The sequence below is a fragment of the Kitasatospora sp. NPDC001261 genome (genome assembly GCF_042896795.1).
In the GTDB taxonomy this organism is placed as follows: Bacteria; Actinomycetota; Actinomycetes; order Streptomycetales; family Streptomycetaceae; genus Kitasatospora.
Genome location: NZ_JBIAXP010000009.1, coordinates 122,532 through 135,862, shown reverse-complemented (window position 1 = coordinate 135,862; position 13,331 = coordinate 122,532). Strand labels below are relative to the sequence as shown.

Here is a 13,331-nt window from a genome sequence, read left to right as displayed (position 1 = left end):
CACCCGTCAGCCGATCGCGACCTCCGCGTACATCCGGGCGATCACGTCCTCGATGGCCGGCTCCCGCACCGACAGGTCCACCAGCGGGTAGCGCGCGGCGACCGCCGCCACGATCGGCGCGGCGCTCTCCTGGGCCGGGAAGGCCAGCCACTGGCGCGGCCCCTCGACCCTGGTGACCCGGGCCCCGGGCACCTCGACCGGGTGCCCGAGTTCCTGCGCGAGGTCCACCACCAGCGTCCGCTCGCTGCGGCCGGTGGCGTGCAGCCCCTCCAGCCCGCCGTCGTACACCAGCCGGCCGTGGTCGATCACCATCACCCGGCCGCAGAGCTGCTCGATGTCGGTCAGGTCGTGGGTGGTGAGCAGCACGGTGGTGCCCCGGTCCCGGTTGACCTCGCGCAGGAACTCCCGCACCCGGCCCTTGCTGACCACGTCCAGGCCGATGGTCGGCTCGTCCAGGTAGAGCACCCGGGGGTCGTGCAGCAGCGCCGCCGCGAGGTCGCCGCGCATCCGCTGGCCGAGCGAGAGCTGGCGCACCGGGGTGTCCAACAGCCCGCCGAGGTCGAGCAGTTCGACGCAGCGGTCGAGGTTCTCGCGGTACCGGGCGTCCGGGATCCGGTAGATCCGGCGGGCGAGCTCGAAGGAGTCGCGCAGCGGCAGGTCCCACCAGAGGGTGGTGCGCTGGCCGAAGACGACGCCGATCCGGCGGGCCAGCGCGACGCGCTCCCGGGCCGGGTCGACCCCGGCCACCCGCAGCCGTCCGGAGCTGGGAACGAGGATGCCGGTGAGCATCTTGATGGTGGTGGACTTGCCGGCCCCGTTGGGCCCGATGTAGCCGACGCACTCGCCGGCCTCGACGGTGAAGCCGAGCCCGTCCACCGCGCGGACCTCGCGCCTGGCCCGGCTGAACCGGCCGGTGCGGGTCCGCACGGTGAAGGTGCGGTGGACGTCCTGCAGTTCGATCAGTGCCATGGGGTTCCTCACGAAGCGAAGCGAAGCGGGGGGTTCAGCTGCCGGTGCCGCGGTAGGCGCGCAGCCCGGCCCGCCAGGCGAGTCCGGCGGCGAGGACGCAGACCGCGGCGGCCACCGGGGAGGCGAACTGGAAGGCGGTGGGCAGGCCGAGCGGGTCGGGCCGGTCGAGGATGCGCAGCGTGGGCAGCCAGTTGACGAAGGCCAGCGGGACGCCGAAGACCACCGCGGCGACCAGCTCCTTGGCGAAGATCGTCGGCGGGTAGTGCAGCAGGGTCGCGCCGCCGTAGGTGAAGGAGTTCTGGATCTCCTTGGACTCGCCCCACCAGAACTGGACGGTGGCGCCGCCGACGTAGACCGCGCCGAAGATGACGGTGCCGCAGAGCAGCAGGACGGGCACCAGCAGCACCCGGTCCCAGGTCCAGTGCACGTCCAGGGCGGTCAGCGACCAGACCAGCACGGCGACGGCCTGGAGCGGGCGGCCGAGCCGGCGCAGCGAGAAGCGCTCCGCGCACAGCTGGGAGAGCGCGGGCGCGGGCCGGATCAGCATGGTGTCCAGCGAGCCGCTCCTGATCCGCGCGCCCAGGCCCTCGGCCGAGCCGACCAGCAGGTTGGCCGTGCCGAGCGAGAAGGCCGCGGTGGCGTAGAGGAAGGCGGTCTCCGGCAGGCTCCAGCCGCCGAGCCGGTCGGTGTGCCGGAACATGATCACCAGCACCACGAAGTCGAGGGAGTGGGTGACCAGGCTGGCCACCAGGTTCAGGGCGAAGGAGGCCCGGTAGGCCATCATCGAACGCATCCACATCCGGGCGCAGAGCCACCAGGAGCGCAGCGCCCAGGCGGTGCGGGGCCCGAGGGGCTCGCGGGGCCCGAAGGAGTCGCGGGGCCCGAGGGGCTCCCGTACGAGCTGCTCAGCCACCCTGCACCACCACCCTGCGGGTGGCCAGCCACTGGGCGCCCCGCCCGGCGGCGAGCAGCACCGCCGCCCAGCCGAGCTGGAAGCCGAGCGCCCCGAGCAGCGCGGCGCCGCCGGTCCGCTCCAGGAAGACGTCGGTGGGGACGTTCACCAGGGCCGACCAGGGCAGCACCCGGCCGAGGTCGCCGAGCCAGCCGGGGAACAGCGCGACCGGCAGCAGCATCCCGGAGAAGAACATCGAGACCACCAGCATCACCGAGCGCACCCCCTCCGAGTCGTGCAGCCAGAAGCCGGTGATCGAGACCAGGAAGCGCAGCCCGAAGCTGACGATCACCGCGAGCAGCGCCGAGAGCAGGAAGAACGCCCAGGTCAGCGGGTGTTCGGGCAGCCGGATGCGGAACACCAGCGCGCCGATCAGCATCGGCACGGTGCCGCGCACCAGCGCCTGGAAGCCGGCCCGGCCGAGGTCGGAGGCCAGCCACCAGCCCTGGAAGTCGACCGGGCGGTAGAGGTCGACGGCGATGTCGCCGCTGCGGAAGCGGTCCTGGAGGTCGTCCTGGAAGCCGCCGCCCCACACCGCGACGGTGACCAGCAGGCTCTGGCTGACCCAGATGTACGTGACGGCCTGGCTCTGGTCGTAGCCGCCGAGGCCGGGGCGGGCCTGCCAGAGGGCGAGGAAGGAGGAGGCCAGGATGATGCCGAAGACGGTGTTGGTGAAGGTGCCGGCCACGGTGGCGGCCCGGTAGGTGGAGTAGCGGCGGAAGGCGCCGCGGGCAACGGCGGCGTAGAGCATATTGTCTCCTTGTCGACAAATGTGGGCAGAGGGAGGCGCCCCTCGACATCCGCGCACGCCCCAGCGGCTCCGACCGGCCGTACCCGGGGGGTGCCGGGCCTGGCGGGCGGAGCTGCGGAAGTCGGTGCGCCGGAAAGCCGGTGCACTGGAAGGCCAGTGCGCCGAAAAGTCGGTGCGCTATGCGGTTTTCACCTTTCACCGTACCTCCGGCCCGCACCACCCGCACCCGGTTTTTCCGACCTGAGCCGACGTCAAATAGCAGATAATCTCGGCATGACCTTGAGCACCCGCCGCCAGGCCAAACGGGCCGCCCGCCGCGAGGCCCGCCGCGCCCTCCCGCTCTGGCGCCGGCTCCTGCCCACCTGGCGGATCACCCTCGGCACCCTCACCGCGCTGCTCCTGCTCGCCGCCGGCGGCTTCGCCGTGCTCTACGTCATCGTCCCGGTGCCCGACCCCAACGCCCACGCCGTCGCCCAGAACAACATCTACCTCTACGCCGACGGCACCACCGAGATCGCCCGCACCGGCGCCGTCAACCGCACCGACGTCACCATCGACCAGATCCCGCTCCCGACCCAGCAGGCCGTCGTCTCCGCCGAGGACCGCACCTTCTACCAGAACCGCGGCATCGACCTGAAGGGCATGCTCCGGGCCGGCTGGAACACCCTGCTCGGCAAGGGCATGCAGGGCGGCTCCACCATCACCCAGCAGTACGTCAAGAACTACTACCTCACCCAGGACCGCACCATCGAGCGCAAGGGCCGCGAACTGCTCATCGCCCTCAAGGTCGACCAGCAGCGCGACAAGCGCGAGATCCTCGCCGGCTACCTCAACAGCAGCTACTTCGGCCGCGGCGCCTACGGCATCCAGAGCGCCGCCCACGCCTACTACGGCGTCGACGTCTCCCAACTCACCCTCGGCCAGGGCGCCTACCTCGCCTCCCTGCTCCAGGCCCCCAGCCTCTACGACGTCAAGACCGCCACCCCCGCCAACCGCGAGAAGGCCGTCGCCCGCTGGAACTACGCCCTCGACGGCATGGTCCAACTCGGCTTCCTCACCCCCGCCGACCGCGCCGCCACCACCTTCCCCGACCCGATCGACCCCCAGCCCGCCACCGGCCTCGCCGGCCAGGCCGGGTACCTGGTCGGCGTCGCCGACGACTACCTCGTCTCCTCCGGCACCATCGACGCCGCCACCCTCAAGGCCGGCGGCTGGCGCATCACCACCACCTTCGACAAGCCCCGGCAGGACGCCTTCGCCAAGGCCGTCCAGGAGCAGCTCACCGGCGAACTCGACCCCCAGGCCCGCCCCACCACCGACACCGACGTCCGGGTCGCCGGCGCCTCCGTCGAACCCGCCACCGGCCGGGTCGTCGCCGTCTACGGCGGCCCCGACTACGCCAAGCAGCCCTACAACGACGCGCTGCGCCAGGACAACCAGATCGGCTCCACCTTCAAGCCCATCGACCTCGCCGCCGGCCTGGTCGCCCAGCACGACCTCGACGGCCGCCCGATCACCACCGAGTCCCGCTACGACGGCACCAGCGAACGCCCCGTCACCGGCGGCCCCACCCCCTACGCCCCGCCCAACGAGGACGGCGTCGACTACGGCAACATCACCCTGCGCTACGCCATGGTGAAGTCCGTCAACTCCGTGTACGCCCAGGAGGGCGTGGACGCCGGACTCGCCCGCGTCCGGGAGACCGCCGTCAGACTCGGCATCCCCGACAGCGTCCGCGGCATGGACCCGGCCAACACCTCGATGACCCTCGGCACCGCCACCCCCAGCGCCCTCGACCTGGCCGGCGCCTACGCCACCCTCGCCGACCACGGCCAGGCGCACACCCCCTGGTCCGTCCTCAAACTCGAACGCGTCAACCCCGGCGGCGCCGTCGACGTCCCCAAGATGCCCGAGCACAACCCCACCGACGCCCTCGACCGGGAGATCGCCGACTCCGTCACCGACGTGCTGCGCGACGTCATCAGCCCGCGCGGCACCGGCGCCGCCGCCCTCGACCTCGGCCGCCCCGCCGCCGGCAAGACCGGCACCACCGACTCCAACCTCTCCGCCTGGTTCGCCGGCTACACCCCCGAACTCGCCACCACCGTCGGCCTGTTCCGGGAGAACCCGAAGACCCACGCCAAGGAACCGCTGGCCGGCACCGCCGGACTCAGCCGGATCAACGGCGGCGCCTTCCCCACCCGGATCTGGACCGCCTACACCGCCGCCGCCCTCGACGGCACCCCCACCCAGGACTTCGACCTCCGGACCGGACACGGCGCCACCACCGCCACCCCCTGGCCCGGCGTGTCCGCTGGCAGCAGCCCCAGCGCCACCACCCCGACCACCGCCCCGGCCGCCGGCGGCGAACCCACCACCACCGACCCGGCCCCCGGCACGCCCGCCGGCCACACGCCCAGCGCCCCCGCCGCCACCGGCCAGCCCCCCACCGGCCCCAACACCCCCAGCCCGCAGGCCACCAGGCCGACGACCACCGACCCGGAGCAGCCCAGCCCCACCCCGAAGCCCACCCTGGTCCAGCCGACCCGCCCCACGGCCCTGCCCAGCGCCACCGGCGGCCCCGCGAGCCACCCGGTACCGCCGCCGCCCCCGACGCCCTGAGCCCCCGATCGGCTCCCGGTCAGCCCCTGAGCTCCTTCTCCAGCGGGGTGCGGAACCGCGGCGTCACCCGCACCTCGCCCAGCCAGCCCGCCAACCGCTCCGCCTCCGCCGCGACCGCCCGCTCCACCTCCGCCCCGGCCCCCCGGAACAACCGCCACACCACCTCGCCGTCCGCGCGCTGCGTCCAGCCGCCCACCACCTCGCCGCACCACCACACCGTCGGCCCGGCGTTGCCCGCCCGGTCGAACAGCGCCGACACGTCCTCCGGCCGCAGGTACCAGTCCCGCCCGCGCCAGCCCATCACCGCCGGGTCCAGCGCGGGCAGCAGCGCCGCCCACGGCTCCGGCTCCGCCACCGGCCCCTCGTCCCCCGGCAGCACCAGGGCCGGCGCCCCGTCGGCCAACGCCACGTCCAGCGCCCCGAGATCGGCCAGCGCCCGGCGGACGTCCCCCAGCGTCCAGCCCGTCCACCACTTCACGTCCTCGACCGTCGCCGGCCCGTACGCCGCCAGCCAGCGCCGCACCACCTCGGCCTTCGCCTCCCGCACCGGCACCTCCGGCCACTGCGGCACCAGCGCCCACGGGTAGCTGCTGCTCAGCCACGACCCGCGCGGACGGCAGCGGCGCACGTGCCCGTCCGAGGCCAGCAGCCGCAGCAGCCGGCTGCCCACGCTCTGCCGCGCCTCGTACGCCTTGCCCGCCGACATCAGCATCGTCTCGCGCAACTGCGGTACGTCCTCGGAGAGTTCCTTGGTCGTCGCCTCGCCGCGCCCGGCCAGCGCGGCCAGCACCTCGCGCTCCGCCTCCGCCAGCCGGGCCTCGTCCCAGCCCTCGGCGTGGTCCCGCAGGTGCTTCAGCAACGTCGCCCGCTCCTTCGCCGCGATCGCCCGCGCCGCCGCCGAACTCACGTACGGGGCCAGGCCCTCCGTCACCGCGAAGATCGTCCGCCGCATCGACAGCAGCTTCACCAGCGAGACGTCCTCGTACAGCGCCCGGTCCACCTCCGCCGCCGAGGGCTCGGCCAGCCGCGCGCAGGCCGACAGGTACACCGTGGCCGCGTCCGTCGCGTGCAGCCCGACCACCGCGTCGGCCACGTCCTCCACCCGCGCCGCCCGCACCGACGGCGCCAGCAGCTGACGCCGCCCCAGCCTGGCCCGACGCTCCCCGTCCCCGATCACCGGCACACTCATGCCGGGACCCTAGCGCGCGGCACCGACAACGCCCCCGATCCCCGCGGCGGACCGCCATGTCGCGGACCCCCGCCGCGAAAGCACGGTGCCCCCGACCCGGGTCGGGGGCACCTCAGGGCACGGAGCGGATCAGACCGTCACAGGTACAGCCCGGTCGAGCCCTCCGTGTCGCCGAAGCGGGTGGCGGCGACGGCGTGCAGGTCGCGCTCGCGCAGCAGCACGTAGGTGGCGCCGCGGACCTCGACCTCCAGCTTGTCCTCCGGGTCGTACAGCACCCGGTCGCCGGGCTCCACCGAGCGCACGCTCTGGCCCACCGCGACGGCCTCCGCCCAGGTACAGCGCTTGGACAGCTCCGCCGTGGCCGGGATCAGGATGCCGCCGGTCGAACGGCGCTCGCCCTCGCCGCCCTCGATCCGCACCAGCACGCGGTCGTGCAGCATCCGGATCGGCAGCTTCTCGCCGAGCCGGTCGTGGCGGGCGGGCTCCTGCGCGTCGTCGGAGCGCGTCGGTTCGTGGTTCGTACTCACGGTCCCGAAGGTACCTCCCCCGGGCGCGGGGCGTGACGCTGGCCCGGTATCCGGAAGGCCCGGCAGGCGGAGCGCCGGGCGCGCGGAAGCCCGGGCACGCGAAAGGCCGGGCACCCGTCGCGCCCGGCCCCGCCGTCCCGCTGTGCGCTCAGCCCTTGCGGCGCTTGCGCGCCGAGGCGACCAGCAGCACCAGGCCCACGCCGACCAGCGCGGCCGGGACGATCCGCTCGCGGCGCGGCTGCCCCTTCTCGTCCACGAACTGCGCCCGGACCTTCTCCACCACGCCGCTGGCGGCCACGTACGCCCGGGCGGTCTTCTCCTCGACGGCGGCCACCGCCTTGGCCTTGACCTGGGCGGTCACCGTGCTCGGGTGGACGCGGACGGCCAGCTCGTCCAGGGTCGACGCCAGCCGGTCACGCGTCCGCTCGATGTCCGCCTCGATCTGGGCGGTCGTCCGCGCCGACTTGTCCTGCGTGCTCGCCTCGCCCACTCGGGCCACCCCATTCACTCGCCGATGTTGTTCCATCCGATCCCTGCGATCGGTGCGACTGACCCAGTGTGTCAGCTGCCGCACACGGTCGCGCGGCCCCACCCACCATCGGAGGTAAGTTTGCCGTGGTACGACCGCCCGTCCCAGCATCCAGGAGAGTACGACCGTGAGTGAGCGTCTCCAGCCCGGCGACACCGCGCCCGCCTTCAGCCTGTCCGACGCCGACGGCAACCAGGTGTCCCTCGCCGACCACGCGGGCCGCAAGGTCATCGTCTACTTCTACCCCGCCGCCCTGACGCCCGGCTGCACCAAGCAGGCCTGCGACTTCACCGACAACCTGGAGGTCCTCGCGGACGCCGGCTACGACGTCATCGGCATCTCCCCGGACAAGCCGGAGAAGCTCGGCAAGTTCCGCGAGGCCGAGAACCTCAAGGTCACCCTGCTGTCCGACCCGGACAAGGAGGTGCTGGAGGCGTACGCCGCCTTCGGCGAGAAGCAGAACTACGGCCGCACCTACCTGGGCGTCATCCGCTCCACGATCGTCGTGGACGAGCACGGCAAGGTCGAGCACGCGTTCTACAACGTGCGGGCCACCGGCCACGTCGCCAAGCTGCTGCGCGACCTCAAGGTCGGCGCGTAAGCGTCGGCGCGTAAGCACGGCCGGTACGACGAAGCGGTGGCGGCACACCCCCCGACCGGGTGCACCGCCACCGCCGTCCTCACCTCAGCGGACCGCCCTGATCAGCAGGTCCCGAGGTCGCTCCAGACGCCCCACGAGCCGCTGGCCGCGGGGTCGTCGCCCTTGGTCCACCACTTGTTCTGGTAGTAGTGGCCCTTCCACGAGACCTTGGTGGGCGTCGCGTAGGTGGTGCCGGCGTCCCAGCTCGGGGCGGCCGCGCAGGTGCCCGAGGTCGGGGTCGCGGTCGGCGTCGGCGTCCCGGTCGGGGTGGCCGTCGGCGTGCCGGTCGGCGTGCCCGTGGGGGTCGGCGTCGGGGTGGCCGTCTGCGACGGCGTCGGGGTCGGGGTCGGCGTGCCGCCGTCCACCGCGCCGCGGGTCAGGTCGCCCTTGATCCCGTACAGCGTGCCGCCCACGTTGACCGTCCAGTTCGACGGCGTGGACACCGGCAGGTAGTAGACGAAGTCCATGTCGATCGAGGCGCCCGGCGCCAGCGACTGCCAGCCCGGCAGCTTGACCGACACCCGGTTGTAGGTGCCCTTCAGGCCGCCCACGTTGCCCGGGCCCGGGTTGTCCTGCTTGATGACCTGGAGGCCGAAGCCGGACTGGTCCTTGGCGTTGCCCGGGGCCGAGTTGCCGTAGTCGAACTGGAACTCGGTGCCGCCCGGCAGGGTCAGCGTCGAGTTGTTGACGATGTGCAGCTTCGGGTTGATCGGGTAGTTCGAGTCGCCCAGCGCGAAGTTGGTGAACGACACGTCGATCGGCAGGGTCTGCTGCGGCAGCGCGGTCGTCGCGCGGATCGCGCCGTACGGGGCCGCCGACTTGAACTTGTCGTACATCAGCGAGGTCAGCGTCGAACCGGGCACGTACTCGCCCTTGCCGCCGTTGGCGGCCGCGTCCCACTTGTAGTCGCCCGCGAGCTCCCAGATCATCGCGCCGCCGGCGCCCTGGTTGACGATGTAGTCCGCCTTGGCGCCCACCGACTGCTCGTCCTCGGTGGAGAGGAACACCTTCTTGGCGTCGTTCCACAGCCACGGCGCCACCAGCGCGGAGCTGTAGTTGCGGGTGTAGGTGCCCTGCAGCGCGGTGTCGGAGACGCCGTACTTGGCCAGGTAGTCGGGCAGGATGCCCTTCTCCAGGTTCTTGGCGTGCCACATCGGGTTCGACCCGGCCGGGGACTCCTTGCCCGCGTCGTCCTTGTCGTTCCAGATGTTGTCGATGCCGACCGCGCCGTCACCGCAGGCCGTCAGGCCGGAGCCGGCCGGGCAGGTGGTCGCCGAGGCGGTGCCCCAGAGGCCGTTGGTGCCGCCCTGCACGTTCTTGAAGCCGCGGGTGTAGTACGGCAGGCCGACGTTGATCCGGCCGCCGGGCATCGAGCCGCGGAAGTAGTGGTACGACCAGTCGGCGTTCAGGTAGCCGATGCCGCCGTACTGCCCGGTGCCGTAGACGTTGGCGGCGGCCAGCTCGCCGTCCTTGCCGTCGTCGTACAGCGAGGCGTTCGGGCCCACGTACTTGTTCCAGGCGCCGTGCAGGTCGTACGACATGATGTTGACGTAGTCCAGGTACTTCGCCACCTGGAAGGTCTCCATGCCGCGCAGCAGGTAGCCGGAGGACGGGGCGGCGACCGACAGCAGGTAGTGCCTGCCGTCGGCGGCGCCGGCCTTGTCCAGGCTCTCGCGCAGGGTCTTCATCAGCGCCGCGTAACCCTTGGCCAGCGAACCGCGCTTGGCGTTGGCGAGCTGCCAGTCCAGCGGGTTGCCGGCGTCCTTCATCGAGGTCGGGTACTCGTAGTCGACGTCGACGCCGTTGAAGCCGTACTTGCGGATGAAGTCGACCGAGGAGGCGGCGAAGGTGTCGATGCCGGCCTGGTTGACGCTGCCGTCCGGGTTGACGGTCATCGAGTAGAAGCCGCCGGAGTTGACGCGCTTGCCGTCGTCCCCGAAGTAGCCGCCGGTCTCGGTCCAACCGCCCACCGAGATCAGGGTCTTGACGTTCGGGTACTGCTTCTTGAACTTCGTCAGCAGGTTGAAGTGGCCCTTGTACGGCAGGCTCGGGTCCAGCTCGGCACCGGGGACGCCGGGGAAGGAGATCCCGGTGGCCTCGTTGGTCGGGCCGTCGGTGCCGACCGAGAGCTTGTTGTCGCCGCCGACGTGGCCGAAGGCGTAGTTGAGGTGGGTGACCTTGTCCCAGGGGATGTCGGTCGCCAGGTACGGGGCGTCGCCGTTCTTGCCGGTGCGCCAGCCGGTGAAGTAGCCGATGATGCGGCGCTGGTGGTCCGCGCCCATCTTCTCGCGCCCGCTGGTGTCGTAGACGGAGCAGTACGGGACGTCCACGCCGGGGGTCTGGTACAGGCCGTCGGGCCGACAGGCCGCGTTGTCGACGGCCGCCGACGCCTGCGAGGGCGCCGCACCCAGCGTCGCCATCAGCAGTCCGGCCAACGAGGCCGCCGCGAGCGAGGCCACACCGGCGCGGGCCGCCGGGCTCTTCCGGCGGTGCGCGGCGGTGGGACGCCGCTCCGCCGTGTTTCGGATCAACACTCGGTCCTCCAGGAGAGAGTGTCGGCGCGTGCCTGTGGGGGAGCACGCACGTGGGGGGTTGCAATTGGCGGAGAAGCTATGTGGTCTGAACCACATAGGTCAATAGGTCTGTACCAATTGGTAATCAACAGCCAAACATCACAGGTCGGAAGCGCGCGACATCCAGTCAGCCCCCTGGCCGAAACCCACTCCCGGCACCCCCGGGCCGACCCGACGGACCCGGCGCCACCGCCGCCGCGGGGCCCGGACGCGGCACCGGCGGGGCGACGGCGGAAGTCGCTGTCCCCACACTCGGCGAAGCCCTAGACTGGTCGCCATGCGGCCTTGGCGGAATTGGCAGACGCCTGGGTTTTAGGTGCCCATGGGAGAAATCCCGTGAGGGTTCGAGTCCCTCAGGCCGCACTAGCCTTAAATTCGAAGGCCCGCCCCGAGAGTGATCTCGGGGCGGGCCTTCGACGCGTCCGGCGGACGGGGCGTCAGGCGATGAGGTCCTTCACGACCGGGGCGAGGGCGCGGAAGGCCTTGCCGCGGTGGCTGATGGCGTTCTTCTCGTCGGCGGTGAGCTCCGCGCAGGTGCGGGTCTCGCCGAGGGGCTGGAGGATCGGGTCGTAGCCGAAGCCGCCGTCGCCGGCCGGGGCGGTGCGCAGGGTGCCGAGGAGGCGGCCCTCGACGACGCGCTCGGTGCCGTCGGGGAGGGCGAGGGCGGCGGCGCAGAAGAAGTGGGCGCCGCGGTGCGGCTCGGCGATGTCGGAGAGCTGGGCGAGCAGCAGGTCGAGGTTGGCGCGGTCGTCGCCGTGCTTGCCGGACCAGCGCGCGGAGAAGATGCCGGGCGCGCCGTTCAGCACGTCCACACAGAGGCCGGAGTCGTCGGCGACGGCGGGCAGGCCGGTGGCGCGGGCCAGGGCGTGGGCCTTGAGCAGGGCGTTCTCGGCGAAGGTGACGCCGGTCTCGGGGACGTCCGGGATCTCCGGGTAGGCGTCGGCGCCGACGAGTTCGACGTCCAGGCCGGCGTCCGCCAGGATGGCGCGGAGCTCGGTGACCTTGTGCTGGTTGCGGGTGGCGAGGATCAGGCGGGTGGACATATCGCCCACCCTACCGAGTGGCCGGAGGCGGTCAGCCGGTGCAGAGCGAGGTGAGGTTGCCGGCCGCGTTGCCGAGCGGCTTGAGGTCCGGGACCTCGTTCCTGTCCGCCGCCCGCTGCACGTTCTCGACCTGCTTCTGCAGATCGGTCACGGCCTTGGCGACGTCGGTGTTCTTGGAGTTCTTCCCGACCTGGTCGAGGTCGTTCTTGAGCTTCTGCAGGGCCTTCCCGGCGGCCGCCGAGTCGTTGCTCGCGTTGTCGTACGCCTGGGTGACGTCGGCGAGGTCGCCGGTGATCCTCACGGCGGTGTTGCCGCAGTCGAGCGCCTTCTGGGCGGCGGAGCAGCTCACCATGCTGAGCGGGAGGATCGCGATGAGTCCGGCCACGGCGAGGGCGGCGGGGCGGGCGATGCTCGACGGCATCCGATCCTCCTGGGGGGCGCGGGTTCCGTGGGGTGGGACGCGCGCAGAGGGGTGCGCGGTTCCCGCAGCGGGGGTGCTGCGGGAACCGTACGGTCTCCGGACCCGGCCTGTACAGCAGGCCGACCGTCAGGTCGACCCTTCGGCGGGCCGTTCGCCCCGCGGCCCCACCCGCGGCCCGTACGCGCGTCCGTACCGGTCCGAACGGCCGTCCCCACCCACGGGTTGACCGTCCGTCCGTTCCGCTCCACGGCCGCGGGGCCCTCGCCGGTTCAGCCTTCCAGGGCCTTGCGCTGGATCTCGTCGAGCTCCGCGCAGCCGAGGCTGCCGAGGTCGAGCAGCCGGTCGAGCAGCTCGCGGTCGAACGGGGCGCCCTCGGCGGTGCCCTGGACCTCGACGAAGCGGCCGTCGGAGGTGCAGACGATGTTCATGTCGGTCTCGGCGCGCACGTCCTCCTCGTACTGGAGGTCGAGCATCGGGACGCCGTCGATGATGCCGACGCTGACGGCGCTGACGCCGCCGGTGATCGGCTGGCCCTTGGCGCGCAGCAGCTTCTTGTCGCGGGCCCAGGCGACGGCGTCGACCAGGGCGACGTAGGCGCCGGTGATGGCGGCGGTGCGGGTGCCGCCGTCGGCCTGGAGGACGTCGCAGTCGAGGACGATGGTGTTCTCGGCGAGCGCGCGGTGGTCGACCACGGCGCGCAGTGAGCGGCCGATGAGCCGGCTGATCTCGTGGGTGCGGCCGCCGATGCGGCCCTTGACGGCCTCGCGGTCGCCGCGGGTGTTGGTGGCGCGCGGGAGCATGGAGTACTCGGCGGTGACCCAGCCCTCGCCGCTGCCCTTGCGCCAGCGGGGCACGCCCTCGGTGACGCTGGCGGTGCACAGCACCTTGGTGTCGCCGTAGGAGATGAGGACGGAGCCTTCGGCGTGCTTGCTCCAGCCCCGTTCGATGGTGATCGGGCGGAGCTGGTCGGGGGTGCGGCCGTCGATGCGTGACATAGGCACTGAGCGTAGTCGCTCCGGGGGGCCGCTTCCGGAGGCGAGCCGGAGAGGGCGGGGACGCGCCACGGCCCGCCGTCCCCCTGAGCGGGTCGGCGGGCCGGGCGGGCTGAACCTGGG

General features: G+C 72.5%; 12 protein-coding genes and 1 tRNA gene. 3 read left to right on the top strand and 10 right to left on the bottom strand.

All coding sequences use genetic code 11. The features are described 5' to 3' along the window. Positions 1 to 6 precede the first annotated feature (6 nt). From ACFY4B_RS14590 to ACFY4B_RS14580, 3 genes are read right to left on the bottom strand one after another with little or no spacing between them, the layout of a single operon-like run. Positions 7 to 969, bottom strand: coding sequence for an ATP-binding cassette domain-containing protein (locus ACFY4B_RS14590; protein WP_049650304.1), 963 nt, complete (start codon positions 967 to 969; stop codon positions 7 to 9). Positions 970 to 1,003: 34 nt separating this feature from the next. Then, on the bottom strand, positions 1,004 to 1,882 hold the full coding sequence (locus ACFY4B_RS14585) for an ABC transporter permease (RefSeq protein WP_375874753.1): 879 nt from the start codon (positions 1,880 to 1,882) through the stop codon (positions 1,004 to 1,006). Continuing rightward, positions 1,875 to 2,672 (bottom strand): ABC-2 family transporter protein, encoded by a 798-nt coding sequence (locus tag ACFY4B_RS14580; protein ID WP_074005053.1) that lies wholly within the window; start codon positions 2,670 to 2,672, stop codon positions 1,875 to 1,877. The genes ACFY4B_RS14585 and ACFY4B_RS14580 overlap by 8 nt, the downstream gene beginning before the upstream one ends. A gap of 273 nt (positions 2,673 to 2,945) precedes the next feature. On the opposite strand from ACFY4B_RS14580, the gene ACFY4B_RS14575 reads away from it, so the two are divergent. Beyond that, complete coding sequence (locus ACFY4B_RS14575) at positions 2,946 to 5,294, top strand: transglycosylase domain-containing protein (RefSeq protein WP_375874754.1); 2,349 nt, start codon at positions 2,946 to 2,948, stop codon at positions 5,292 to 5,294. A 19-nt stretch (positions 5,295 to 5,313) separates the two neighbouring features. On the opposite strand, the gene ACFY4B_RS14570 is transcribed toward ACFY4B_RS14575, so the two are convergent. The 3 genes from ACFY4B_RS14570 to ACFY4B_RS14560 form a co-directional block, all read right to left on the bottom strand. Further along, on the bottom strand, positions 5,314 to 6,483 hold the full coding sequence (locus ACFY4B_RS14570) for a winged helix DNA-binding domain-containing protein (protein ID WP_375874755.1): 1,170 nt from the start codon (positions 6,481 to 6,483) through the stop codon (positions 5,314 to 5,316). A gap of 137 nt (positions 6,484 to 6,620) precedes the next feature. Then, complete coding sequence (locus ACFY4B_RS14565) at positions 6,621 to 6,923, bottom strand: co-chaperone GroES (RefSeq protein ID WP_049655715.1); 303 nt, start codon at positions 6,921 to 6,923, stop codon at positions 6,621 to 6,623. A gap of 235 nt (positions 6,924 to 7,158) precedes the next feature. Further along, positions 7,159 to 7,500: a DUF3618 domain-containing protein gene (locus ACFY4B_RS14560; RefSeq protein WP_049655697.1), complete on the bottom strand. Its 342-nt coding sequence runs from the start codon at positions 7,498 to 7,500 to the stop codon at positions 7,159 to 7,161. Between the two features lie 166 nt (positions 7,501 to 7,666). Between ACFY4B_RS14560 and bcp the strand changes: the two genes are divergently transcribed. Further along, a complete protein-coding gene (gene bcp / locus ACFY4B_RS14555) occupies positions 7,667 to 8,140 on the top strand; it encodes a thioredoxin-dependent thiol peroxidase (protein ID WP_049655699.1) in 474 nt (157 codons plus the stop codon). Between the two features lie 101 nt (positions 8,141 to 8,241). Here the strand turns inward: bcp and ACFY4B_RS14550 are convergent, their stop codons facing one another. Further along, positions 8,242 to 10,599, bottom strand: coding sequence for a chitinase C-terminal domain-containing protein (locus ACFY4B_RS14550; RefSeq protein WP_375874794.1), 2,358 nt, complete (start codon positions 10,597 to 10,599; stop codon positions 8,242 to 8,244). A gap of 432 nt (positions 10,600 to 11,031) precedes the next feature. Here ACFY4B_RS14550 and ACFY4B_RS14545 point away from each other — a divergent pair. Beyond that, positions 11,032 to 11,115: transfer RNA gene (locus tag ACFY4B_RS14545), tRNA-Leu, on the top strand. 74 nt (positions 11,116 to 11,189) lie between these two features. On the opposite strand, the gene rdgB is transcribed toward ACFY4B_RS14545, so the two are convergent. The 3 genes from rdgB to rph all read right to left on the bottom strand — a co-directional run bounded on the left by rdgB (position 11,190) and on the right by rph (position 13,211). Continuing rightward, a complete protein-coding gene (gene rdgB / locus ACFY4B_RS14540) occupies positions 11,190 to 11,795 on the bottom strand; it encodes an RdgB/HAM1 family non-canonical purine NTP pyrophosphatase (RefSeq protein ID WP_074005051.1) in 606 nt (201 codons plus the stop codon). A 31-nt stretch (positions 11,796 to 11,826) separates the two neighbouring features. Then, positions 11,827 to 12,216, bottom strand: a complete 390-nt coding sequence (locus ACFY4B_RS14535) for a hypothetical protein (protein WP_049655703.1) — start codon at positions 12,214 to 12,216, stop codon at positions 11,827 to 11,829. Positions 12,217 to 12,485: 269 nt separating this feature from the next. Next, entirely contained in the window at positions 12,486 to 13,211 is a 726-nt protein-coding gene (rph, locus tag ACFY4B_RS14530; protein WP_049655704.1) for a ribonuclease PH, read from the bottom strand. Positions 13,212 to 13,331 lie beyond the last annotated feature (120 nt).